The 24,512-nt window shown below is 69.0% G+C and carries 17 protein-coding genes; 2 read left to right on the forward strand and 15 right to left on the reverse strand.

Features of this window, described 5'->3' with window-relative positions:
* Window positions 1–23: 23 nt before the first annotated feature.
* From uppS to AB0N16_RS25540, 4 genes are read right to left on the reverse strand one after another with little or no spacing between them, the layout of a single operon-like run.
* A complete protein-coding gene (gene uppS / locus AB0N16_RS25525; protein WP_365800399.1) occupies window positions 24–1,829 on the reverse strand; it encodes a polyprenyl diphosphate synthase in 1,806 nt (601 codons plus the stop codon).
* Between the two features lie 16 nt (window positions 1,830–1,845).
* Window positions 1,846–2,712, reverse strand: coding sequence for an ABC transporter permease (locus AB0N16_RS25530; RefSeq protein WP_365800401.1), 867 nt, complete (start codon window positions 2,710–2,712; stop codon window positions 1,846–1,848).
* Window positions 2,709–3,317, reverse strand: coding sequence for an ABC transporter ATP-binding protein (locus AB0N16_RS25535; RefSeq protein ID WP_365800403.1), 609 nt, complete (start codon window positions 3,315–3,317; stop codon window positions 2,709–2,711). The genes AB0N16_RS25530 and AB0N16_RS25535 overlap by 4 nt, the downstream gene beginning before the upstream one ends.
* A 49-nt stretch (window positions 3,318–3,366) precedes the next feature.
* Window positions 3,367–4,026 (reverse strand): HupE/UreJ family protein, encoded by a 660-nt coding sequence (locus AB0N16_RS25540; protein WP_365800405.1) that lies wholly within the window; start codon window positions 4,024–4,026, stop codon window positions 3,367–3,369.
* 68 nt (window positions 4,027–4,094) lie between these two features.
* Here AB0N16_RS25540 and AB0N16_RS25545 point away from each other — a divergent pair, with 68 nt between their 5' ends.
* The gene (locus tag AB0N16_RS25545; protein WP_365800407.1) at window positions 4,095–4,802 is read left to right on the forward strand and encodes a hypothetical protein; all 708 of its coding nucleotides are present in this window, start codon (window positions 4,095–4,097) and stop codon (window positions 4,800–4,802) included.
* Here the strand turns inward: AB0N16_RS25545 and AB0N16_RS25550 are convergent.
* The 9 genes from AB0N16_RS25550 to AB0N16_RS25590 all read right to left on the reverse strand — a co-directional run bounded on the left by AB0N16_RS25550 (window position 4,775) and on the right by AB0N16_RS25590 (window position 20,975).
* Entirely contained in the window at window positions 4,775–6,076 is a 1,302-nt protein-coding gene (locus AB0N16_RS25550; RefSeq protein ID WP_365800409.1) for a DUF3500 domain-containing protein, read from the reverse strand. The two genes, AB0N16_RS25545 and AB0N16_RS25550, sit on opposite strands and share 28 nt — an antisense overlap.
* A gap of 282 nt (window positions 6,077–6,358) precedes the next feature.
* Entirely contained in the window at window positions 6,359–8,191 is a 1,833-nt protein-coding gene (locus AB0N16_RS25555) for a 5'-nucleotidase C-terminal domain-containing protein (protein WP_365800411.1), read from the reverse strand.
* 395 nt (window positions 8,192–8,586) lie between these two features.
* Window positions 8,587–9,357, reverse strand: coding sequence for a SprT family zinc-dependent metalloprotease (locus AB0N16_RS25560; RefSeq protein WP_365800413.1), 771 nt, complete (start codon window positions 9,355–9,357; stop codon window positions 8,587–8,589).
* 52 nt (window positions 9,358–9,409) lie between these two features.
* Window positions 9,410–13,162, reverse strand: coding sequence for a type I restriction endonuclease (locus AB0N16_RS25565; protein ID WP_365800415.1), 3,753 nt, complete (start codon window positions 13,160–13,162; stop codon window positions 9,410–9,412).
* Window positions 13,163–13,506: 344 nt separating this feature from the next.
* Window positions 13,507–14,724: a restriction endonuclease subunit S gene (locus AB0N16_RS25570; protein WP_365800417.1), complete on the reverse strand. Its 1,218-nt coding sequence runs from the start codon at window positions 14,722–14,724 to the stop codon at window positions 13,507–13,509.
* On the reverse strand, window positions 14,714–17,443 hold the full coding sequence (locus AB0N16_RS25575; protein ID WP_365800419.1) for a class I SAM-dependent DNA methyltransferase: 2,730 nt from the start codon (window positions 17,441–17,443) through the stop codon (window positions 14,714–14,716). Before AB0N16_RS25575 ends, AB0N16_RS25570 begins: the two co-directional genes overlap by 11 nt.
* A 96-nt stretch (window positions 17,444–17,539) precedes the next feature.
* Complete coding sequence (locus AB0N16_RS25580) at window positions 17,540–18,232, reverse strand: RloB family protein (RefSeq protein ID WP_365800421.1); 693 nt, start codon at window positions 18,230–18,232, stop codon at window positions 17,540–17,542.
* A gap of 77 nt (window positions 18,233–18,309) precedes the next feature.
* The gene (locus tag AB0N16_RS25585) at window positions 18,310–19,578 is read right to left on the reverse strand and encodes an ATP-binding protein (RefSeq protein WP_365800423.1); all 1,269 of its coding nucleotides are present in this window, start codon (window positions 19,576–19,578) and stop codon (window positions 18,310–18,312) included.
* A gap of 113 nt (window positions 19,579–19,691) precedes the next feature.
* The gene (locus AB0N16_RS25590) at window positions 19,692–20,975 is read right to left on the reverse strand and encodes an adenylosuccinate synthase (protein WP_365800425.1); all 1,284 of its coding nucleotides are present in this window, start codon (window positions 20,973–20,975) and stop codon (window positions 19,692–19,694) included.
* A 197-nt stretch (window positions 20,976–21,172) separates the two neighbouring features.
* Between AB0N16_RS25590 and AB0N16_RS25595 the strand changes: the two genes are divergently transcribed.
* Entirely contained in the window at window positions 21,173–22,012 is an 840-nt protein-coding gene (locus AB0N16_RS25595; protein WP_365800427.1) for a diacylglycerol kinase family protein, read from the forward strand.
* Window positions 22,013–22,233: 221 nt separating this feature from the next.
* Here AB0N16_RS25595 and eutC read toward each other — a convergent pair whose 3' ends face one another.
* Both eutC and AB0N16_RS25605 read right to left on the reverse strand, forming a co-directional pair.
* The gene (gene eutC / locus AB0N16_RS25600; RefSeq protein ID WP_365800429.1) at window positions 22,234–23,073 is read right to left on the reverse strand and encodes an ethanolamine ammonia-lyase subunit EutC; all 840 of its coding nucleotides are present in this window, start codon (window positions 23,071–23,073) and stop codon (window positions 22,234–22,236) included.
* Window positions 23,070–24,452 carry an ethanolamine ammonia-lyase subunit EutB gene (locus AB0N16_RS25605; protein ID WP_365800431.1) on the reverse strand — a complete coding sequence of 461 codons (1,383 nt, stop codon included), beginning with the start codon at window positions 24,450–24,452 and terminating at the stop codon, window positions 23,070–23,072. The genes eutC and AB0N16_RS25605 overlap by 4 nt, the downstream gene beginning before the upstream one ends.
* Window positions 24,453–24,512: the final 60 nt, after the last annotated feature.

Below are 24,512 nucleotides of genomic sequence, written 5' to 3' on the forward strand. Positions count from 1 at the left end.
CAGCCGGTCACAAGCGGTGCGCCTTACTGCGGGGCGCCACCGTGGCGTCGTTGGCGTCGGCTGTATTCGGTGATGGCCTGCCACAGATCACGCCGGTCGACGTCGGGCCAGTAGTTGGGGGTGAAGTACAACTCGGCATACGTGGTGTACCAGGGAAGGAAGTTGGAGGTGCGCTGTTCGTTGCCGGTGCGCCACAGCAGGTCGACGTCCGGCATGTCGGGGTGGGGCAGGTGGCGGGCGAAGTCGTCTTCACCGATGAGGTCGGGGTCGACGTCGCCTGCGTGGGCTGCCTGGGCGAGGGCCGCGGCTGTCCGTGTGATCTCGTCGCGGCCGCCGTAGTTGATGCAGACGGTGAGGGTCAGGCCGGTGCGGCTGCGGGTGCGGCGCTCCTCGCGCAGGAGAGCCTGGACGAGTTCCTCGGGCAGTCCGTCGGGGTGGCCCGACCAGCGCTGGCGTACGTCGAGGTCACGGATGGGACCCTCGTCGAGGTCGCGTCGGATCGCTTCCAGGATCGTGGTGATCTCCTCGGTGTCGCGTTTCCAGTTCTCGGTGGAGAACGCGTAGAGGGTCAGGTGGCGCAGGCCGATCTCCAGGGCGCCGTAGACCATCTCGTGGCCGGCGGCCGTGCCGGCGCGGTGGCCTTCCGGGCGGGGCAGACCGCGCTGCTCGGCCCAGCGGCCGTTGCCGTCCATGATGACCGCCACGTGGGCGGGCATCCGGTCGGCCGCGATCTGCGGGGGCCGGGCGCCGCCGGGGTGCGGTGGCGGGGGCCGAAGGGTGGTGCTCTCGGCTTCAGGACTCGGACCGCTCACGGTCGCCGCGGGTCGTCGGGGTCCGGGCACGGTCAGGGGCGTCAGGCTCCAGGCCAGTCTCGAGCGGATGCGGGCGGGGGCGAGGATGCGGGTGCGGGCCGCGAGAGATGGGCGCGGGGCGCGCTTGAGCAGGGCGTGGCCGGCCGCGTCGACGGCATCGAGCTGGGCGCGCATCAGGCAGGCGGCCGTGTCGAGCACGGTGGCAGCGCCCGGGTGCATACCTCTGGTCATCGCCGGCCTGGTCACCCATTGACGGGCCAGAGCCGTCAGCTCCCGGATCAAAGCCGCTGTGACCGGGCTCCAGCTTCCTTGCCGCAAATCGTCCTCGGCGCCGGGGAAGGCTTCCAGGGCCTCCTGGGGCAGGAGCAGGTCGCCCTGGGCGAGGTCGGCGCTCAGGTCGGTGAGGATGTCGGTGAGCTGGGCGCCGTCGATGAACCGCTTGTAGTCCTGCTGCCGGTCCAGCCGGAGCGTCATCGGCGCTCCGGCCCGTTCGAACAGGTGCCGTACCTGGTCGGCCCAGGGCACGACCCCCTCGCGGCACCAGGCCCGCCACGCGGCCCAGTCGGCGAAGTGCCGGCCGCGGGTGTCATCACGTGTGCTGTTCATGGCGCCTCGTAGGCTGGACAGGTCCAGGCCCCATCGCAGGGCGGTGTCCACCAGGGCGTGCCGGACCGGATCCCCGCTCGTGCCGACCGCCAGGTCGCGTTGCAGGGCTTCTGTCCACGCTTCGACGCGGGCCGCGCGTTCGGCCGGCTCCGCATCCCGCTGGTCGGCCAGGTCGTCCAGGACGGTCGCTGCCGCCCACAGGGCCCACCCGGCCGGGCGCAGCATGGTCGGCATCAGCTGGATGAGGAGGTAGATCGCGGGATCGTGCTGTCGTGTGGTGCGCCGGCACAGCCGGTACGCCGCCCGCAGAGACGGGTCTTCGCCGGTGGGCGGGCGGTGGGTGGGTCGCCCTCGTTGTGCTGGCAGAGAGGCGTCGAGGTCTGCCGTAGTGGAGTGCGAGGTGGTGCGCATGTCGGGAGCCGGGACCTCAGTGTGCTTTCGTGTCGGACGCCGTGACCGACGGGCCGGCAGTTTGGCGCGGTGCGGGAATGTCGGCCTCGCCGCTTCGCGGCCCGAGCGGCGGAGCGGAGGCGGTCGGCAGGCAGTTGCGGGTGCTGTTGCGGAAGCCCAGCAGGGCGACGAGGGCGGCCAGCCCGAACCAGGTGAGCTGGAGGGCCAGATGCCCGGGGACCGGGCTGGTGGAGAATCCGGCCGCCGTACTGGCCTGCATGGCCCCATACGAGGGCAGGTAGCGCATGAGCGGATTGTCGGCCCCGGAACTCGTGATGGGGTTCTGCAGCGCGAGATCGATGATGCTGGTCATCACGATGGCGAACATCCCCTCGACTTCCCGGCGCAGCAGGGACCCGAAGCCGACTCCCAGAGCGCCGTAAGTAAGTCCGGCGCAGAACAGGGAGGCGGCGAGCAGGAGAGGCTGGCGGGGGGGCCAGGCCAGGCAGATGACCCCGGTCGCATAAGCGGCCACCGCCGCCGAGACCAGAGCCAGAGCGGTGACTTTCGCCAGGACGAGGTGGGGGCGGGGGTAGCCGGCCATCGCCAGGCGGCGGTCGAAGCCGCTGCCGGAGAAGGTGGCGGCGAACATCATGAAACCGGTGATCAGGGTGACGGCGTTGAGCGCTCCGCTGATCGCGGTCAGTTCATTGCCGTGCGGGGCCAGTGCTTCCCCGGTGGCGCGAAGCCGCATCCGGGCCGGGGTGTCGGGCATCGCCAGGTACGCCAGGGAGGTCCACACCGGGACGAACAGGATCACCAAAATCATGGCGAACCGGTTGCGGCCGTGTTCGATGAGCGTGAACCGGGTGGCGACAGCGAAGTGGGTCAGGTGAGACCTCACGCGGCGGCCCCCGCCTCGTCCGCGCGCAGCATTCCGCTGTCCAGGCGCCACAGCTCGTCCAAGCGCCCGGTGTCGTACGCGAGGTGGGAGACGACCAGGACCGAGCGTCCCGCATCCCGCAGCCGCGCGGCCAGATCCCAGAACCGCTGGTAGGTGTCCCAGTCGAAGCCCTGGTACGGCTCGTCCAGCAACAGGACCTGCGGATCGTGCATGAGCGCCAGTGTCACGTTCAGCTTCTGCCGCGTGCCGCCGCTGAGCACACCGGCTCGCTCATCGGCGTATTCGGTGAAGCCCAGCACGCCCATGATCTCTTCGGCGTAGTGCACATCGGTGAGGCGGTAGGCCGTCCGGAAGAACGTCAGGTGCTGCCGGACGGTCAGTGCGTCATTGATGACCACGTGCTGTGGGCAGTAGCCGAACCGGCCGCTATGACGGACCGTTCCATGCGTGGGCCGCAGTTCGCCGGACAGAATTTTCAGCAGCGTGGACTTGCCGGCGCCGTTCTCCCCGACGATCCCGCACAGAGTTCCGGCCCGAAGTCGCAGGTCAACGCCCCGTAAGACCACACGCCGACGGTAGGAATGATGCACATCCCTGATCTCCACGCCCGTCTCCTCCCCCCTCGTGATCCTGGACCGACCCTGATCAAATGGCCTAACGCTCGCGACGGGTCACAGACACGGAGCCCATGCCGCCCGGGTCTGCGCGCCATCGGGGCCTGAGCCCCTGTGGGGTGCCGTGCGGGCGGGTGGCCAGGGTCCACCCGGCGCTGGTGAGTGCGGCCAGCGTGAGGGTGATCAGGAGCAGCGTGGTGTGGGAGCCGGCGCTGTCGGCGGCGCGGGCGACCGGGTTGGGCAGGCCGAGGCGGTCGACCAGCCAGCCGAGGGCCGCCACGCCGGTGAGCACCGCGCCCGTCAGCCGGAGCGCGGGTTGGACGCGCAGCCGGGCCAGGACCAGGAGCGAGGGCAGCGCGAGGCAGACCAGCAGCAGCTGGACCAATTCGATGCCGAGGTTGAAGCCGAGGAGGCTGGTGACCAACTGGCCCGTGGAGAGGTGCATCTCGGCCAGGACGAAGGAGAACGCCATGCCGTGGCCCAGGCCGAAGACGCCTGCCACGACCGCCTCCCGCCCGGGGAAGAGCGGGCGGATCGCGTGGATCGCGCCGACCAGGATGCTCGCGGCGATGAACGCCTCCACCGGCCAGGACGGGATCTGGAGGCGGCCCAGGGCGGTGGCGGCCAGGGCCACCGAGTGGCCCGCGGTGAAGGCGAGGGTGATGCCGCCGATGCGGGCCAGCGCCTTGCGAGGGCCCACCAGTCCGGTCCAGCGGCCGCCGGTCGCCGCCAGGGGGCCGGCAGGAGCAGGATCAGCAGGAACAACAGGTGATCCGTGCCGGTCAGGATGTGGTTGCCGCCGAGTTCGACCATCGCGACGAAGCCGCGCCAGGCGCTGCCGGGGCCGAGGTCGACCTTCAGGGCCGGGACCTTCATGTGCCGGACGTCGAGCTCGATCGTGCCGACCTGGGTGGTGCCCTCGCCGTCGACCTGGCCGTTCGCCCAGTCCTGGCGGACCGTCACGAGGGTGACGTGGGTGACGACCTGGTGCACGATGACGTCGTAGCGGAAGGTGAAGTGGCGCACGTCGGCGCCGGCGGGCGGGGTGAGGACCGCGGCGACGGACAGTTCGCGGTAGGGGCCGGTGGACGTCTGCTGGGTGGCGCTCAGGTGCATCGCGCCGATGCCGACCCGCCACGCCGTGCCGCCGGTGGTGGTCGGGTGGATGTGCCGGGCGAGGTAGGTGCGGATCGCCTTCGCCCGCGCCGCAGGGACGGCCTTGCCGCTGACGTCGTCCAGGTCGATGCCGCTGGCCCTCGAGAAGTCGGAGACCGGCAGCTCCAGCCGTGCGGACACCGAGGACCTGTACACGTCCAGCTGCACCACCGAGTGCGGCATCGGATGCGCGGCGGCCGGCGACGCCCCGAGCAGGAGCGCCGCCGGTACCACGATCGCGATCCCGGCCACCAGGCGTGTCAGGACGGTGGTCAGCCAGTTTCGCGATCCGGTCATGAGAAGGAGAACTCGTTCCCGTAGTCGCGGGTGTGGTCCCGGTACACGGTGTGGTAGTGGACCTGGTCCCGGAACACGACGCCGTTCTGGACCACGAACTCGACCCACACGCTGGGACCGTCGATGCGAACGTAGTCGCCCTGGGTGTCGAGGCCGGTGCCGCCGGAGTACGAGACGTAGGTCTGGTCGAGCTCCTTCGCGTAGGTCTTCATCAGCTGCGCGGCGGTGGCGTCGTCCACGTCCGCTATCCAGGGGTGGATCGCGGACAGCACCAGCTTCTTCTGCTTCGGCGACAGCTCGCTGACCTTGACGCCCTCCTTGGTCTCCGGGAAGTCGCCGTCCTTGCCGGGACCGAGCAGCACGTCGCTGAACGACTCCGACAGCTTGGCCTCGGCCAGCTGCGCGGTGCTCAGGCTGCCGGTCAGCTTCAGCAGGCCGTTGCGGAACTTCGCCAGCGGCGCGTACGTGGTGCCGTCGTCCGCGGTCCAGCTGGTCGGTTCGACGCCGGTGAAGAAGGGGCTGGCGCCGGAGACCTTGCCGTCCTTGTACGTGATGTTCACGGCGAGGTGGTGGCCGCCGAAGTGCAGCTGCCAGGAGCCGGTCTTGGACGGGGTGCCGAGCAACGCCAGGTAGTAGGAGCCGCTGCCGTACGAGAAGCCGCCCCCGCCGCCGGCACCGCCGGAGGGCGGGGCGCCGGTCGGGACGTCGGTGGGCGCCGCGGAGGCGGAGTCGGTGGCCGTGGCGGACGGGTCTCCCGACGCCGAGTCCGTCGCCGTGGCGGAGGCCGAGTCGGTCGCCGTGGGCGCGTCCGTCGGTGCTGCCGAGGCGGAGCTGGTGCTCTCGGCCGACGCGAGCACGTCGTCGGCCTCGAGGGTCTGCAGGACGTGCTCGTAGCCGGTGTCCTTGCCGGTGCCCAGGGCCGTCTTCAGCAGGGCCTCGGCGGCGGCCAGCTGGTCGTCCGACAGGGTGCCGAACTGGATGCCGGGGCGGCAGGTCCCGCCGCAGGGCAGGTTCGACCAGGCGGTGGCGTTCGCCTGGGAGAAGTCCAGCAGGGTCGAGGCCTGCTGGTCGGAGGTCAGGGTGTTCAGGAAGGCGTTGGCGGCGCTGACCACGGCCGCGGTGCCCTTTGCCTGCTTGTCGACCGGGCGTTGGACGCCTGCGGCAGATTTCTCACTGCCGGCCGTGGCCGCATTTGCCACGGCGAATCCGCCGCCGACGAGCACCAGGGCCGTGGCGGCTCCGAGCACGGCCCTTCGAGTCCGCCTGGAGCGGACAAGGCGGGTTCTCTCTCTGCTCACAAACTACTCCTTCGGCATGCCGAACTAGCCATACGGAGGGACCCGTTGGCTGGTCGGAAGATCTGAGGAACGCACCGCGGACGCTACCAACAACATTGTTGACACTCAATGCGAAAACCCAGCCGAATAGAGATGTCGAATGACGATCGGTGCAAGATTTTCAGGATTCACAGAAACAACGAAATCCACAAATGAAATCGACAGGTCACTCTTATTCAGGGAAAAGAAAAAGCGGTGGCCCCACCCGAGGGGTGGGGCCACCGCGCGTGGAGCTGTGAGGTACTAGAAGACGGGCGTGCCGCCCTGCGTCAGCTTCCAGTTGGTGGCCGCGAAGGCCGCCGGGTCGATGGTGCCCTTCGCCGTGGCGTAGGCGACCATCAGGTCGCGGACCTGGTTGGTGGAGCTGTAGGCGATCTCCGCGGCGGCGATGTGCGGGTAGCCGGAGCCGCCGTTGGCGCGGTAGTTGTTGACGGCGACGACGAAGACCTGGTCGTCGGCGACCGCGGTGCCGTTGTAGGTCAGGTTCTTGATGCGCGAGCCCTCGGCCGCCGCGATGTCGATCTCGTAGTCGACGCCGGCCGCCATGTCGTACATGTAGTCCCAGAAGCTGTTGGCGTTGGTGAGGGTGGCGGTGTCCACCGCCGTGCCGCTCGGGACCTGGTGGTAGTACTTCGCCGCGTACTCCAGGTAGTCCTTGAGCTGGGCGCCGGTGAGCTTCTTGCCGTAGAGGGTGTTCTCGTAGACGTAGAGGCCCGCGACGTCGCGGATGGTCACGTCACCGGCCGGGATGGTGGCCGTCCGGCTGAAGCACGCGGCCACCGAGATCAGCGGGAGCGCGGCGTCCGCCGCCGACAGGCCCGCCTTCACCGCGTCCATCTGGACCTGCTGGATGAAGTCGATGGCGGGGACGTCCTTCCAGCAGGCCTCCGCCGTCGACATCGCCGTGGTGCTGGTGCCGATCGCGGTGTTGACGTACTTGACCACCAACTCGTGGTCGGCGGTGAGGAGTTCGGTGATCCGCGGGTCCTCGGCGACCGTGTTGCTGTTCAGGGTGGTGGCGGTCTTCTTGGTGATCTTCCAGGAGTGGTTCACCAGCTCCAGCTCGAAGTCGAAGCGGGAGAGGCGGTAGCCGTAGCAGTACGGCTCGGAGAGGAGGACGTCCTCGCCCGTCTCCGCGTTCTTCACCGTGTACGTCGGGACGTCGACGTGGGTGTGGCCGACGAGGATCGCGTCGATGCCGGGCACCTGCTCGGCGACCAGGTTCGACGCGTTCTCCACGTAGGGGAGTTCGTCGCCCCACGAGGTAGAGCCGTCCAGGCCCGAGTGGTCGGTGAGGAAGACGACGTCACAGCCGAGGGCGCGCAGTCGCGGGACGTACTTCTTCGCCTGCTCGACCAGACCGGTGAAGGCCATCTTCCCGGAGACGTTGTCCTTGTCCCACAGGGCGATGCCCGGGTTGGTGAGGCCGAGGATGCCGACCTTGATGTCCGGGCCGTGCGGGACCTTGATGTGCTTGACGGTGTAGGGCCGGAAGGCGGGCCGCAGCGTCTTGGCGTCCAGGGCGTTGGCGCCGAGCAGCGGGAAGTCGCACTGCTTCTCGAAGGTGCGGACGACCTCGATGCCGTAGTTGAACTCGTGGTTGCCGAGGGCGGCCGCGTCGTAGCGCATCTCGTTCATGGCGATCGCCATGGGGTGCTTGGGGCCGCGCTTGCCGTTCTTGCCGGTGATGGGGTCGACGCTCGCGTAGTAGGAGGCGAGCGAGGTGCCCTGGATGATGTCGCCGGCGTCGACCAGCAGGACCCGGTCCGCGCCCTTCTCCTTGCGGATGTTCTTCACCAGGGTGGCGATGCGGGCGATGCCGTAGGTGTTGCCCTTGGAGTCCACGGGCGCGGCGTTGGTGTAGTAGTCCCAGTTGAAGACGTGGCTGTGCAGGTCGGTGGTGCCCAGGATGGAGAAGCTCCAGGTCTTGGGCGCCTTCGGCGGCTTGGGCCGGCCGTGGCCGGCCTCGGCGGCCTGGGCGGTACCGGTACCGACGGTTCCCGCGACGGCCACGGCGGCACCGGTGACGGCCGACTTCTGCACGAACTCACGGCGGTTCATGGGATTGACGGGCATTCAGGACTCCTGGAAGGGCGGTGAGGACGGGCGTGGCGTGCGGGGCGGCGGGCTACCCGCGTAGATGCTTGTCCTCAGCCTGTCTTCCGGGAACCAGGAACAACCCATGGCACGGTCAAGGAATGGATATGGCGGCCCGGGGCCGGGGCCCGGACCGCCGTCTGTCGTCGGCGCGTCAGGCGGCCGTCAGGCGGTCGTCAATTGCCGTAACGCCGGAGTTGGTTGTTCGGCAGGTTCGGCAGACAGCCGCAACGGCGGATCTTGGCGCCGTCCGCGTACGACGCCCCCCGACGTCCGCGCACTTGTAGCTGGTGCGGTTGGCCAGGTGGTAGTAGCCGGGAGGGTCCGCGGCCGGGGCGAAGTACATCGTCTCGTCGCGGCCCGGGCCCACGCCCTCACCCCGGCAGGTCGCCCATCCACACCCGTCTGCCGAGTTCGTCCAGCTCGGTCTTCAGTCGGCGACACTCGGGGAGCGCTCTGCCGAGCAGTCTCCAGTAGTCGGGTCCGTGACCGGACACCCGCGCATGGGCGAGTTCGTGCGCGACGACGTAGTCGATGAGGTGAATCGGCAGTTGGAAGGTCGCCCAATGAAGGGAGATCGTTCCTTCGCCTCCGGCCCCGGTGCGGTAACTTCCCCACCGGTGTCCCAGATCCCGTACTCGTACCAGCGCTTCCGGAACGTCCATCCGAGACGCCCAGGGTTGGAGCCTCCCCCGCATCCAGCGCTGCCCTGCCCGGATGTACCAGTCAGCGAGTACCTTCTTCGCCAGAGCCGGATCGGCGACGACGGAGGCAGGCATGCGCAGCCTCCCCGCCACGAGCTTTGCAGCGGGCGGCGCCAAGCCGCCCGGCTCCTCATCTCCGTACTCGTCGTCGACGACGAGTAGCCGGTAGTCCCGTCCCAGGTAGCGGTGAATCTCCCCGCCCCGGAGCTCCCGGACGGGATGCAGTTGGCGACGCTCGGCGCTGAGGCGGGTCTTGTCACCGATCCACCTGTCGCTGTCCCTTACGAACTGCTCAGCCCGCTGAAGGCCACATCCCTTCGGAACATGCAGTGTCAGGGAACGGTCCCGCTCGACGGTCAAGCCGAGGCGACGACGCCGTGCGCTGATCCGGACGCAGACCTCCCGCCCGTCGACGGACAGCCGCCCGTCTTCGGTGATCACGGAGTCGTCGCAGCAAGCTTGATCGTCGGCGGGCCGGGCATCGGTCATGGACCTATTCTTGCCGTGCCTCGGCCCGGAACTCCGCGAGGTGCTCCGTCGCGTATCCCGCAAGGGCCGATGCGAGCCGCTTGACCGCCTCGCGCGCGGCACCCGAACCGCGCAGTCCCGCGGCCCGCAGCCGCTGGTAGAGACGTGATTCCAGCAACGTCACATGGCGCTCCCGCCCGCCGAACGACGCCAGCCGTACCACGGCGGTGATCTCGTCGTACACCTCGTCGACGAGCTGCCGCAGCCGCTCCGGCGAGGCCTCCTCCAGCGTCTCGCTGTCGGTCAGCTTCTCCCCGATCAGCACATACAGCCGTTGCTCCATCGGCGACAGGTCGGCGATGGCCGGATCGGTCTCCTCCGCCCGCCGGGCCCGGTCGACCAACGGCAGGAGTTCACGGGAGATCTCCTCCCAGTTCCCGGCGAACTCCTCCAGGACGCGTTCCAGTTCCACGGAGAGCTGCCGGTATACAGGTCGTTCCTCCACCGCCAGACGCTCCTCCAGGTGGTAGCGCAGCGCCTGCACCTGCTCGGCGGCCGCTTCGCGCACGGGAAGGGTTCCGACCACCTCGTCGAAGTCCGGGGCGAGGATGGAGACGGGCGGGATCCTCTGCTCGACCTCCTGCGCCCGGAGATGCTCGGCGATGAGGGCACGTACCTTCCGACCGTATCCCCGCATCGCGAAGCCGCCACCGGTGTCGTCCCGGTAGTGGCGGCGTACCCGCATCTGGAGGACGCTCCACTCCCGTACGTCGTGGAGATGGTCCAGTGCCTTCTCGTGCGGCAGGACTCGGTCCACAGCACCCAGGAAGTCGCCCAGCCGGGTGTCGAACTCGGCGCGCACGGTGGGATCCGCGAGCGCAAGCACGGCGCTGCTGAGGGCCGTGCGGGTCGTGAGGCCGTCCGGATCGATGCCCGTCGCCGTCAGGAACTCGCGGACCAGGTCTGCCGCCCGCTTCATCTCGGGGATCTCGGCGGCCATGCTGCGCAGCGAGTCCAGGGCGGCCGGGTTGCCCCGGTAGGCGGCCAGGGTCACGCCGAGGTTGGTCAGGACACCGTAGTAGTCGACGACGAGCCCCTCCTGCTTCCGGCGGGCCGGGCGGTTGACGCGGGCGATCGCCTGGAGGAGTTCGGCGTCACGGATGGGCCGGTCCAGGTAGAGCGCCTGCTCGATGGGAGCGTCGAAACCCGTGAGCAGCATCGACTTCACGATGAGGAACGCGATGGGCGGCTGCCCCGCCTCGTCACCTCTGTTGTCGGCGGAGGTGGCACCGCCGCCGAAGACCAGATCGCTCCAGGGGTTCATGTTGCCCACGGATCCGGCCGGTACCGGGTCCGGCTCTGCGGTCGGGTAGGTCGCCCAGGGGTTGTCGGGCGGCAGTTGCGGGAAGGGCCGCAGGAAGCGCGCGATGTGCTTACGCTGCTCCTCCGGGTCGGTCCACTCGCGCCACACCCCCTCCTTCTGCTCGGCTCCGGCGGAGATGACAGGTACGAAGTCGATCCGCCGGAGCAGTTCCTGGAACTGCCAGGCCCGCAGCAGGAGTGATTCCTCCGCGGTGTACGTCTCCGGAGCCTTGCCCCGCAGGGCTTCACGCCGTCCGCTGCGGTCGAACTCGGCGACGCGCACCAGCAATTCGGCTCGGACGTCCCAGAAGGCCGCGCGGTAGAGGACTGCCGCCCGTCGGCTCACCGCGGCTACCTGGGCTTTGAAGCCGCCAGTGAGCGGTCCGGTGATGTAGTGGGCCAGCATGTCGGCCGCCTTGGCGCGGATCAACGGCATGGACTCGGCCACGGTCCGTGCGGAGGGCGCGCCGTACTTCTCCCGCACCAGTTCCTGCTGGTCCTCGTCCAGCGACTCGATCAGGTCCGCGAAGCACTCGTCCAGCCGCTCCTTGTCACGCACCTCTGCGGTGGTGGCCCGGCCTTCGTACCGCACGGGTACGACGACCTTGTCGCGCTCGGCCTCGGTCATGCGGTACGTGTCGAGGAACTCTGGACGGCCTCCGGGTTCGCTGCTCGGTTCCAGACCGAAGATGCGCCCCGTGTCGGTGAGTCGGCCCTGCATCAGCGGGGTGCCGGTGAAACCGATCCGGGCCGCGTTGGGCAGTGCCTTGCGCAGACAGGCGTGCAGGACCGAGGTGTGCGAGCGGTGGGCCTCGTCGACGAGGACCAGGACCCGGTCCTCGTCACTGCACTCGGGGAAGATCCGCTCGGCGCGCTTCAGAGTGCGTTCGTCCGGGGTGGGGTCGGCGACCTCCTCGGCGTTCTCGCCGGCATCGACGCGCTGCCGTGCCTGCTCGAAGTCCTCGGCCAGCGCCCGGTCCACACCGTCGGCCGTGTCCTTGCTCTCCCCCGTGGCAGGCGCCAGATCGCCGAGGAACTTCTGGATCGTCGCGAAGATCACGGCCCGTCCGCCGGAGCGTCCGGCCCGGCGGAGCAGACTCTCCAGGTCCGTGCGCGAGGTGGCCTCCCGGATCTCCGAGTCGCTCAGTGCCACAGCCCGGCGCAGCTGCCGCTGGAGGTCGGTACGGTCCGTGATGGCGACGAGCGTGATCCCGTTCAGGGTGGGGTCCGGGCTCATGTGCAGCCGACGGGCCAGGAACTGCATGGTGAAGCTCTTACCGGCGCCCTGGGTATGCCAGATGACACCGCCGCGCTCGTCCCGCTCGCCACCCGTGACCCGACGGCTCGGTCGGGTGCGCAGCCGTGCCACGATCTTCTCGGTCGCCCGGTACTGCTGATGACGGCAGACCACCTTGACCGTCTTCGGCTCGGCCGCCTTGACACGACGGTTCGTCCGCACGGGGCCGGAGTCGTTGTCCTCGTCGACCGGCTTCTCGAAGACATAGTGCCGGACGATGTTGAGGATGTTGCCCGGCTTGAGGACGATCGCGCTCAACCGCTGCTGCAGCGAGGGCGCCTCCTGCGGTCCGAGCAACCCCCATCCGCGCAGCTCACGGCGTAGGTCCTCGACGCCGTCGTCACCCGGCCGGTCCGGATCGCCGTAGTCCGGGGTGACGCTGCGCCACAGCGCGTAGTGCTGCTCGGCCGAGGAGTACGTGCCGAGCGCCGCGTGTGTTCCGTCGGCGGCGACCAGGAGTTGTGCGGGAACGAACAGGTGCGGCACGCCTCGGGGGGCGCCTGAGCCACGCCGGGTGTCCTCTTCCAGGGGCCGACCGGTGTAGGCCCGCAGATCACGGATGGCCTTGCTGAGCGGATCGGGTATGTCCGGCGACTTGCACTCGATGACAACGAGCGGGACACCGTTCACGAACAGGACGAGGTCCAGCACGGACGGCCGCCCGTCCGCGTCGTGCACCCGGAACTGGTCGACGACGAGGTAGTCGTTACGAGCGAGGATCTCGTCCCGGCTCCCCTCCAGCGCCTCCTGCGACCAGTCGAAGAACTTCGCCTGCACCTGCTTGTCGTCGGGCCCCTGCTGCATGTCCCCGTGCAGCAGGAGCGTGGTGACGTCGCGGTTGGCCTGCGGCAGCGACTGGGCGGACACGTGACGAGTGGCGGTACGAAGCGCTGAAACGGCCGCCTCGGCGTGCGTGTCGCTCGTCATCCAGGACGAGGACCGGCGCAGGGCGGCCCGCAGGCGCCGCTCCAGCAGCACCTCCCGGAAGTCGCCGCGCTCGCCCGCCTCCTTCAGCCGGGCGCCCTGGATGTGCTGCCAGCCCATCGCCTTGAGGTGCTCCAGCAGCGGCCGCTCCGCCTCGACCCGCTCGGCCGACTCCCTGCCCCCTCCGACAGCCATGCGTCCGCGTCCTCCACTGCGTCATGTGAACGTGTGAGGGTCCATTGTGGGCCATGGGAGAGGAGCGCGGGCGGCTCGTGGCAGCCGTTCGCCGATCAGGGCGATGCGCCTGGGCCGAGGGCTGCCGGAAGTCTGCCGGACATGCCGGAAGTCTGCCGGACATGGGGATCAGCAGGTCGCCGTCATGTGGCCCCCGGGCCGGCAGTCACGAGTGGGTCTCCTGAAAAGGGGTGTGCTGCGCGGTCGGCATCAGCCTTTGCGCGGGACAAGGGCAGTCAGGTCGAGGGCGAAGGGGACGGTGACCGTGAGCCTCTCCTTCGCGTGCACAGTCACTCCCGCTTCGTCTAGGAAATCGCCTGCGAGCCAACGCTGTCTTTGAGCAGGGCATCCGCCAGAGCGCTCCGCAGCGTACGCAAACGATTGATTTCCATCATCCGCAAGCTGCGCGCTTCACGGGCCGCTTCAGCAGCTTCGACAAGCTTCCGCTGAACCGACAGAGGCGGGTGCGCAACCTCATGGTCATCAAACTCGCGGGCACTGATGTTTCTCTGCCCCACTTCTCGAACATTCCGAGAAACCCACTCGCGAAACCTATTTCCACTGGTCCACAGAAAGGCATAGTCGGGGAGCATCTGGTTCGGATCGATGCGGAATCTCACGAGATACCCAGCGAATGCGCATGGCCCATCCGAAGGCCTGTACAGGTAGGACTTACCAGTCGTGTAGCCCGTCCTGGCGATGAGTAGGTCGCCTTCGCCAAGTAGATAGCGGGCAGCCGCCGACTCAGAAATACTTGCCGCCCCGGAGTCAGCTGGGGAGAGAAAGCCCTTCTCGTCAATGTCCGTGATGCGGACATATCTCGGCATGCCGATCCGGTGCGGGCTTGCAGGTGAGTTACTCCCGTAAGAACCACCTCCACGACTAACATCACGGAGCGGGGTAGAGCCGTATTGCTTCTCGTGTCGCTCCAGTTCCTGGTTCAGAACGCCGCCCCAGAGACGATCCTGCTTCGCCAGAAATTCTTCTTCAGCCTTGATATTCTCCTGAATTGCACCCAGAATATCGACGATTCGCCGCTGCTGACCCATAGGAATGAGAGGGAAGGACATCGCCGCAAAGCGATTTCCCCCCAGGTGGGAGATGCTAGTCTTCTCTGCCACGCTCGCAAAGCGTCCCAAGCGACGCCACCACACGAAGACCTCCTGAGCATATTCGGGTAGAACATGCTCACTCGGCCTGAAGCGGATCAGGGTATTCTGGAAGCAAAACCCTCCAGCGCCACCTTCATAGATGGCACTCCGCCCGACATTGAACAGACTCTCCTGTCCTTCATTAAGAAGAATGTCCCCGGGGCGCAGTTCATAGATACGCTTCTCGACGTCGCTGAACCCCATAGTCTTGACGTCGCCATAATCGATGCGACCCTCAAATACATTTGCAACGCGAAGATAGGGCATCTGGCCGGCAGCGCTCTTACTTGTCGGCGAAAGCTGCTTTCCCATCCGCACCTCGCCGACCTCGCCCACAGGAGCCCATCGCACGTCTCCCGACTCAGCCGACATACCCAAGCTCCCTCAGAAACCCGTTCAGCCGCTCCGCCGCAGCCTCCCGACGCGCCTCGATGTCACGCATCGACACCAGATACTTGGACTCCCAGCCCACGTACGTGTCGATCAACTCGCGGCGCCTGCGCACCACATGGCCCTCCAGTTTCGACGCCAGGTCGTCACGGAGGATGCCGAGGACCACATCACGCGCGGCCTCCTCGTCGAGTGCGTCGCGCGCGGCGTGCAGGCCCGGCGTCGGGCGGTCCGGCTCGGCCGGGGACATCACGTCAAGGGATGTCTGTCCGGTCGCTTCGTCGGAGGCGACGGCCTCCGAGGTCGTAGCAGCAGAAGACTTACCGGCCTTCGCGGCAGCCCCCGCACCCAGGCCGTCCAGCGGATAGAACGCCTCCTCCAGCGCCTTCACCGCCTTCCCGGCCGCCGTCCGCTCCCGCTTGGCCTTCTTCAAGTCGGCCTCGCTGAGCAGCGCTTCCGCCACCGCCGGGTCGAGAGCCAGACCGCCCTCAGCGTCCTCGGCTCCGTCACCGGCCTCCCCGTCCTCCAAGACCCCCGACGCCGCCGCAGCCCGCGCCGCCTCCGCCTCCTCGGCCGCCTTCACCTTCGCGTCCAGCCGGGCCTTCTCGGCATCCGCGTCCGCAAGTTCCTTCAGGAACTCACCGGCGATACGCGCCACGACCTTGTGCCCGTAAGCCTGCCGCCGCTCCGCCGCCGTTCGTTTGCGCGCGCCGCCCGTCCAGGGGTCGGGTTCCGGTTCCAGGAGGGTCTCCACCGTGTCGACCCAGCCCTCGACGACGCCCTTGAAGCCGTTCTCCGCCAGCGCCTTGAGTTCGTTCCTGGCGTCCTGCCACCAGCCGGCCACCGCGCCGGCGAGCGCGTACTGGTCCAGGAGCTTGACACTCAGGAGCCGCTTACGGAAGGAGTCGATGAGGTCGGCGCGCAGGCGGGCCAACTGGGCGCGTTTCTCGGCTCCCGTGCGGTCGTCCTCCTCGTACGGCGCGATGGCGACGATCTGTTCCGTCTCCGCCGTCCACCAGGAATCGAAGGACTCCCAGAGTTCACGCTCCCGTTCCTCGGCCAGTACGGTCAGCCGGTCGGCGTCCGGGCGCCGGTCCTCCGGCAGGAAGTCGACGTACTCGGACGACCCTTCCGCCCGCTCGGCGAACAGGTCCGACACACCCACCCCGTACGCCGACAGCACCGCCGCCTTCTCCGGCGCCTCGATCTCCGCCCGGGGCACCCCGCCCACCAGGTGCGCCCGCACGTCCTGCGGCTCCGGCGGCGGAGTATTGTCGACGTACCGGCGGATGTTGAGGTTGTACTTGTTCTTCCGGATCTCGTCCCGTGGCACCCACCTCGCGAAGCGCGGCACCTCCGTGCCGGCCGGCGCGTGGAAGGTGGAGACGATCTTCTCCGTGTGCTCGGGCAGCAGGACGTTCTGGGCCCGCTCGGAGTGGTACTCGCGGTCCGCGTTGATGAAGAGGACCTGGTCGTCCCGGCCGTCGCGCTTACGGCCGCGGGTGCGCAGGACCAGTACGCAGGCCGGGATGCCGGTGCCGTAGAAGATGTTGGACGGCAGGCCGATGACGGCCTCGAGCAGATCGTCCTCAATGATCTTCGCGCGGATCTTCTCCTCCGCGCCACCCCGGAAGAGCACTCCGTGCGGCATGACGGTGAAGACGGAACCACCGCGTCCCTTCACCATGTGCAACATGTGCTGGAGGAACATCAGGTCGGCCTTGCCCTTCTCGGACGTCTGGCCGTACGGCATGCGGTCTTCGAGGTCGCCGATGTCCCCGGCCCGGTAATCCATGGAGAAGGGCGGGTTGCTGAGTACGACGTCGAAGGACCGGTCCAGGTGGAGCGGCTGGGTCAGGGTGTCGCCGGTCCAGAGCTCGAAGTCGTGGGCACCGTGGAACAGCATGTTCATGGTGGCCATGACCCAGGAGCCGTTGTTGGCGTCCTGACCGGCCAGGGCCAGGTCCTCGGTGTCGCCACCGTGCTCCTCGATGTACTCCTTGGCGTGGATAAGCATGCCGCCCGAGCCGACGCACGGGTCGTACACGCTGTCGCCAGGACGGGGACGGGCCAGCTCGACCATCATCCGCACCACCGCGCGCGGGGTGTAGAACTCTCCGCCCTTGGCTCCCGCCGAGTCGGCGAAGTCCTTCAGCAGGTACTCGTACGCGGCACCGATGACGTCCGGGAACTCGAAGTCCTCGCCGCGGAGACGGAGACTGCCGAAGTGGCCGATGAGCGCGGACAGGCGCTTGTCCGCGAGTTTGGCCGCCGTCGCGCCGGTGCCGCCGCCCCCGCCGATGCGGTTGAAGTTGATGTGGTTGAACAGCCCCCGCAGCCGCTCGTTGCCCTTCTGGCCCTCGATCGCGTCGAGGGCGGGCTGGAGGTGTTTGGTGGCCACGTCGTCCACACCCTCGGTCAGCTTCTGCCAGCGTGCCTCCGGCGGGACGTACATGATGCGGCGGGCCGTGTAGTTGGCCGGTTCTTCGGCTTCCTCCTCCGCCTCCGCGCGCGAGGCCCCGCCCGCCATCTCCCGCTTGACGATCTCCTCGTAGGCGGCCTCGAACTCGTCGTTGGCACGCTTGAGGAAGAGCAGGACCAGGAGGAAGTCGCGATACTCGGCGGCGTCCATCGTGCCGCGCAGGATGTCGGCGGCCGCGAAGAGGTGGCGCTCCAGTTGGTCGAGCGTGAGCTTGGCCACGTACGGGCTCCCTGAGTGTGAGCGGGCGGACGGGCAGGGCGGCGGCGACGCACACCGCTCTGCCGCAGACGGGACGGAGAAGTACGACCCCTCAGCCTAGTAGTGCCTGAGGAGCAGTCCCTCCTCCACGAACGACCAGACGTCCGTGTAGGGGTCCCAGTCGTTCGGGTTGGACGACTCGCAGCGCTTGTTGATCGTCTGGGCGTATTTCTTGGCCTCGCGGTATCGGCTGCCGTCCTTGTCCCGGGGGCTCAGCACCTGTTCCTCGCGCACATGCTTGGACTGCTGTTCGGTGACTGTGCGGACACCCCGCCCGTACGTCTCCGCGAAACCTCGGCTCGACCGCAGGCGGCCGTTGGCATCGCCGCAGACCCCGCCGAAGGTGCTGGTGTAGTTCGTGTAGTGCAGCAGTCTCCAGAGTTCGAAGCAGGGGTGGGAGTACGCGATCCGGATCCCCTCCTTCTCCGCCAGGCGCAAGGCCTCGGGGATGTTCTGATGGTCATCGCGGTCGAACAGCACCCACACCTGGGGCCAGTTCCAGTCCCCCTCCTCGACGCCGCCCGTGACCCGGTACGGCTTCAGGCCCGCCGCCTTCGCCTCCCGCTCCACCTTCCGTAACGTGCGCGCGGCGTCCTGCACCATCCGGTAGGGCTTGCGCAGCTTGCCCTCGGCGTTCGGGTTCTCGATGTGGTGCTGGACCGTGCGGCCCGGCTTGTCGGGAGCGCCCTTTTTGACGATGAGGTCGATGTACTCAGGTTCGGTGACCTCACCCTCGGTGTAGACGTACACCTGACGAGGTCGAAGCGCGCGCCCCTTCGCGCCGCCCTTCCTGGGGGTAACGCTGTCCCCTCCTTTTGGCCTGGCCATCAGACCTCTTCCGCCTCCATCCGCGCGATGTCGTCCGTACGCAGCAGCCGCCGCCCGATCTGCCCTTCGGAAACCCTGGGCACAGCACCGAAGGAGCCGGCCAGGTACGAGGCCATCAGGTCCTCCTCCTCCGTCGGCTCCCACTCGGCGACCGAGGAGAGTTCGGTCGCGCCTCGTTCGTCCTTCTCCGTGAGCCAGATCTGTCCCGGTTGCAGAAGTCGGCCCCCGCCCGGTGTCCGCAGGAGGGACGGGTCATGGCCGGTGAAGACCAGCTGAGCACCCTTCGGATTCACCCACGGCGACTGGAAGAGCCGTACGACCTCCGCAGCGAAGCGCGAGTGCAGGCTGGCGTCGAGTTCGTCGACCAGGAGGACCGCGCCGGTGTCCAGGGCGAGGAGCACGGGACCGATCAGAGCGAACCAGGAGCGCGTCCCCCATGACTCCGACGACCAGTCCAGGGGGGTCCGCTCACCGCCGCCGACGTGGACGAGACGCACCACCGGGCGGCCGGAGGACGACTGCTCGACCTCAACGCCCGCGATACCGAGGTCGGCCACTCGCAGCAGTTCCTCGGTCCGCCGGCGGAAGTCCTCGCTGCGCAGCAGCCGCATCGCCGTGTAGTCCTCGCGCTGTGCACGCTCGGTCTCTGGCGTGACGTCCCAGAGGTTGTCCTTGAACCAGTCGAAGACCGGGGTGAGTTGCCTGTGCCCGTCATTAGCCGCACGGGTGAGCAGAAGGGCGTCGGGCCGGGTGGTGCGGGACAGGCGAGCACGGTCGTGGATACGGTCACCAGGGAAGTCGAAATCCTTTTCCCGCGTCGCATCGCGCTCGAACCACACCTGACGGCGTCCCTTGGGGTAGGCGTAGAGCCACTCGGCTTCCACGCGGCGCTCGCCCAGCTCGAAGCCGTACGTCCAGCGGACACCCGCGTCGAGGACGAAGTCCGCCTCGTACAGCGTGGTCTCCGAGACCGCTTTCGGATCCAGGGCGAACTCGTCGCGCGGGATGCCGTCGTAGGAGGTCCAGTCGGCGTAGGAACGCAGCACCGCCTTGCGCATGTTCTTCAGAGCGGTGATGACATTGGACTTGCCGGATGCGTTGGCGCCGAAGACGCCGAGAACGGTGTGAACGGGAAGGCGCCGGCCGTCGGAAAGCTCCACCTCGCGGGCCGCCGCGACATCACCCTCGGCGTCCTCGCGCGCGACGAACGACAGCTCCTGTTCATCACGCAAGGACCGGACGTTCGCCGCCCTGAATCTCAGCAGCATCCTGACTCCTTCATCGCGGACAGAGTAGCCACACCATCCCGCCCGCGTCCCCTGTGCGCGGCGGCATCCGACGCCTCTGCCGGAGCCGCCGCCGCGCCAGGTCAGACCCGGTCCTAAAGGAACGAGTTGATCTCGATCGTCTCGTCGCGGCCCGGGCCCACGCCGATCGCGGAGATCGGGGCGCCGGACATCTCCTCCAGCGCCTTGACGTAGTTCTGGGCGTTCTTCGGGAGGTCCGAGAAGGACTTCGCCTTGGTGATGTCCTCGGACCAGCCGGGCAGCGTCTCGTAGACCGGCTTCGCGTGGTGGAAGTCGGTCTGGGAGTACGGCAGCTCCTCGACGCGCTTGCCGTCGATCTCGTACGCCACGCAGACCGGGATCTGCTCCCAGCCGGTGAGGACGTCGAGCTTGGTGAGGAAGAAGTCGGTGAGGCCGTTCACGCGGGTCGCGTAGCGGGCGATCACCGCGTCGAACCAGCCGCAGCGGCGGTCCCGTCCGGTGGTGACACCCCGCTCGCCGCCGATCCGGCGCAGCGCCTCCCCGTCCGCGTCGAACAGCTCGGTCGGGAACGGGCCTGCGCCGACGCGGGTCGTGTAGGCCTTGAGGATGCCGATGACCCGGCTGATCTTCGTCGGGCCCACGCCGGAGCCCGTGCAGGCACCGCCGGCCGTCGGGTTGGACGAGGTGACGAAGGGATACGTGCCGTGGTCGATGTCCAGGAGCGTGCCCTGGCCGCCCTCGAAGAGGACGACCTTGTTCTCCTCCAGGGCCTGGTTGAGGACCAGGACCGTGTCGGCGACGTACGGGGCGAGCTTGTCCGCGTACGTCAGCAGCTCCTCGACGACCTGCTCGATGGCGATCGCGCGCCGGTTGTAGAGCTTGGTGAGCATCTGGTTCTTGACGTCGAGGGCCGCCTCGACCTTCTGGGTCAGGATCGACTCGTCGTACAGGTCCTGGACCCGGATGCCGACGCGGTTGATCTTGTCCGCGTAGGTCGGGCCGATGCCGCGCCCGGTCGTGCCGATCTTCCGCTTTCCGAGGAAGCGTTCCGTCACCTTGTCGACGGTGACGTTGTACGGCGTGATGATGTGTGCGTTACCGCTGATCAGGAGCTTGGACGTGTCGACGCCACGCTCGTTCAGACCGCTCAGCTCGGAGAGCAGGACCGACGGGTCGACGACGACACCGTTGCCGATGACCGGAACACAAGTAGGCGAGAGGATTCCGGAAGGGAGGAGGTGGAGCGCATACTTCTGGTCGCCGACGACGACCGTGTGACCGGCGTTGTTGCCACCTTGGTAACGCACCACGTAGTCGACGGAGCCACCTAGCAGATCCGTCGCCTTTCCCTTGCCTTCGTCACCCCACTGAGCACCGAGCAGCACAAGTGCGGGCACGCGCGTACACCCCTTCCGGGCGGGGCATGTCCAAGGTCAGGGACGTACGCGTAAGGTTCGGCGCCGCGTACCACTGCGACCGTCGTTGGCCGCACAACCGTCGGACCGGATGCCCCGGAATAGACGAAGCCCCTGGCGCAATAGCGCAAGGGGCTCTTGCACAGTGATGCTACCCGAGGAAGCGAGGCACGACCGAGGTGGCGACATTCGCGACGTCCGATCAGCTGCTGGTGATCATCGATCCGGCGGCACGGCAGACGGACGGTGAGTCCGTCCGGATCGTGAAAGACGTGCTCAGCGCGGGTGCGACCACGAAGGTGTGTCTGCCGGACGGTCCCGAGGAATTCGCCCGGGTACTTTCCCGCAGGGGGTCGCGGCGGCCGGTGGTGGTGGGCGACGACGGCGCGCTGATCCGTGCGGTGACCTTTCTGCACCGGCAGCGGGAGCTGGCCGAATGTGTGCTGTCCGTGGTCCCGGTGGGGGGCTCGCTGGGCGTCGCGCACGCGCTCGGGGTGCCCACCGGCGCGGTGGCGGCGGCACGGGCGGTCCTGGAGGGGGTGGAACGGCGCCTGGACCTGCTGGTCGACGACAGCGACGGGGTGGTACTCGGCGCACTGCGGATCCCGCCGCTGGCGACGGTGCCGGGGGCCGCGGAGGCGGTCGCGGCCCGGGGGTGGCTACGGCCGTACCAGACCCTCGTACGCTCCCTGTCCACCCGCCCGGCCCAGGCCGTGCCCCGCCTGGGGCCCGCGCGGCTGCGGGTCGAGGTCGACGGGCAGACGGTGGTGGACCTGGACCAGCCGGTGGACGGGATCTCGGTGACGCCCGGCCGCCGTGACGGGCTGGCCGAGGTGGAGGTGCGGCCGCTGTCGGTGGGCGCGGAGGCCACACCAATACGGGCCGCCGGACGGACGGTGACGGTGACGGGCGCGGACTTCCGGTACCGGGCCGACGTGGCGGTGGCGGGTCCGGTACGACGGCGGACCTGGCGGGTGGTGGAGGGGGCCTGGGGGCTTACGGTGCCGGGCGCCCCGTAGCGACGGGCCCGGCGGGGGGAACTTCCCGGGGTGCTCCGCGACGCAGGAGAACCCCCGGATCGCGAAGCCGCCACTGATCAGGAGAGCTCCCCAGGTCGCGGGCCGGCCACCGCTCAGGAGAGCCCCGCGGATCGCGGGCCGGCCACTGCTCAGGAGAGCCCCCCAGGTCGCGGGCCGGTCACTGCTCAGGAGAGCCCCGCGGATCGCGGGCCGGCCGTGGCTCAGTGGGTCCGCTCGGGCACGTTCCCGTGATCGGATTCGGATTCGTCCTTCAGCGCCACGCCGGTGACCCCCAGCTCCCGTGCCCTCCTCAGCAACTCCGCCAGCTTCCCGGCGGCGACCTCGTAGGTCAGCCCCAGCGGCGGCCGGATGTTGCTCAGGCAGTTCCGGTCCGCGTCCGTGGTCACGCCCGGGACCGGCTGGTACGTCAGGTACGCGCCCAGGGAGTCCGCCGCCGACATGCCGGGGCGTTCGCCGATCAGGACGACCACCAGGGCCGTCCCCATCGTGTGGGCGATGTCGTCGCCGAGGGCCACCCGGGCCTGTTCGGCCAGGACGACCGGGGCGACGCGCCAGTCGGGGAGCCGGGTCGCCGTGGCCCGCACCACCGCCGCCGCGTGTTCGTGCACCGCCCGGCTGGACAGCCCGTCGGCGACGACGAAGACGACGTCCCAGTCACCGGCCGGCAGGTGCGCGCGGTCCGTGGGGTGCAGGCGGCGGCCCAGGTCGGGGCGCTGGAGGTAGGTCAGCCGGTCGCCGGCCGCACTGCGGACCCGTACCGTCGGCAGCCCCGCCAGGCCCGCGGCCACCGCGTCCGGGTCGAACGGCGAGTGCACCGCGTCCCGGGCGGCCGCGTGCGCGGCCTGGAGGCCCAGCCGGTGGTGGGTGGGGAGGGCGGAGCCGGAGCGGCCGAGGCCGATCCTGGCCTGGGTGTGGCGGCGCAGCAGCGGCCACAGGTCGTCGGATCCGGCGGCGGCCACCTCGGCCACCTCGGCCACCTCGGTCACCTCGGTCACCTCGGTCACTTCGGTCACTTCGGTCACTTCGGTCACTTCGGTCATGCGGCCAGCTCCCTTCCGATCGCCGTCAGCGGATGGCCGCTGACCTCGCGCACGCCGCCGTCGCCGTCCAGCAGCCCGATCGATTCCAGCCACGCCTCGAACTCCGGCGCCGGGCGCAGGCCGAGCACCTCCCGCAGGTAGAGCGCGTCGTGGTAGGAGGCGGACTGGTAGTTGAGCATGATGTCGTCGCCGCCCGGTGTGCAGATCACAAAGGAGGCGCCCGCGACGGCGAGCATGGTCAGCATGGTGGCGATGTCGTCGTCATCGGCGTCGGCGTGGTTCGTGTAGCAGATGTCCAGGCCCATGGGCAGGCCGAGGAGCTTGCCGCAGAAGTGGTCCTCCAGGGCGGCCCGGAGGATCTGGCGGCCGTCGTAGAGGTACTCCGGGCCGATGAAGCCCACGACGGTGTTCACCAGGAGGGGCCGGTAGCGGCGGGCCACGGCGTACGCCCTCGCCTCCACCGTCTGCTGGTCCACGCCGTGGTGCGCGTCCGCCGACAGGGCGCTGCCCTGGCCGGTCTCGAAGTACATGACGTGGTCGCCGACCGTCCCCCGCCCCAGCCCGCGGGCCGCCTCGTACGCCTCGTCGAGCAGGCCGAGGGTGACCCCGAAGGAGGCGTTCGCGGCCTGGGTGCCCGCGATGGACTGGAAGACGAGGTCGACCGGGGCGCCGCGCTCCATCAGGTCCACGCTCGTGGTCACGTGGCACAGCACGCAGGACTGGGTGGGGATCGAGTAGCGGTCGATCACTCCGGCCAGGAGTTCCAGCAGGTCCCGGACCGCCTTCGGGCTGTCCGTCGCCGGGTTGATGCCGATCACCGCGTCGCCGGAGCCGAGGAGGAGGCCGTCGAGGAGGGCGGCCGCGACGCCCGCCGGGTCGTCGGTGGGGTGGTTCGGCTGAAGGCGGGTGGCCAGGCGGCCCGGCAGGCCGATCGTGGAGCGGAACGCGGTGACCACCCGCACCTTGCGGGCGACGGCCACCAGGTCCGCGTTCCCCATCAGCTTGGACACGGCGGCGGCCATCTCCGGCGTGACCCCCGGGGCCACGGCGCCCAGGGCCCCGGTGTCCGCCGCCAGCAGCCACTCCCGGAACTCGCCGACCGTCAGCCCGGCCACCGGCGCGAACGCCATCGGGTCGTGGGTGTCGAGGATCAGCCGGGTCACGTCGTCGGTCTCGTACGGGATCACCGGCTCGGTCAGGAAGGTGGCGAGCGGCACCTCCGCCAGCGCCCAGCGGGCCGCGACCCGCTCCCGTGCGCTCGTCGCGGCGAGGCCGGCCAGCCGGTCGCCGGAGCGTTCGGGGCTCGCGGCGGCCAGCAGGCGGGCCAGGGAGTCGAAGCGGTGGCGTTCGCCGCCGAGGGTGGCCGTGTACGTGCTCATGGCGGCGACCGTACGAGCCGGGTGTTGCCGACAGATTGCGTCAGATTTCTAAAGGTCTGG

It is taken from the genome of Streptomyces sp. NPDC051105, from assembly GCF_040682795.1.
Classification (GTDB): domain Bacteria; phylum Actinomycetota; class Actinomycetes; order Streptomycetales; family Streptomycetaceae; genus Streptomyces.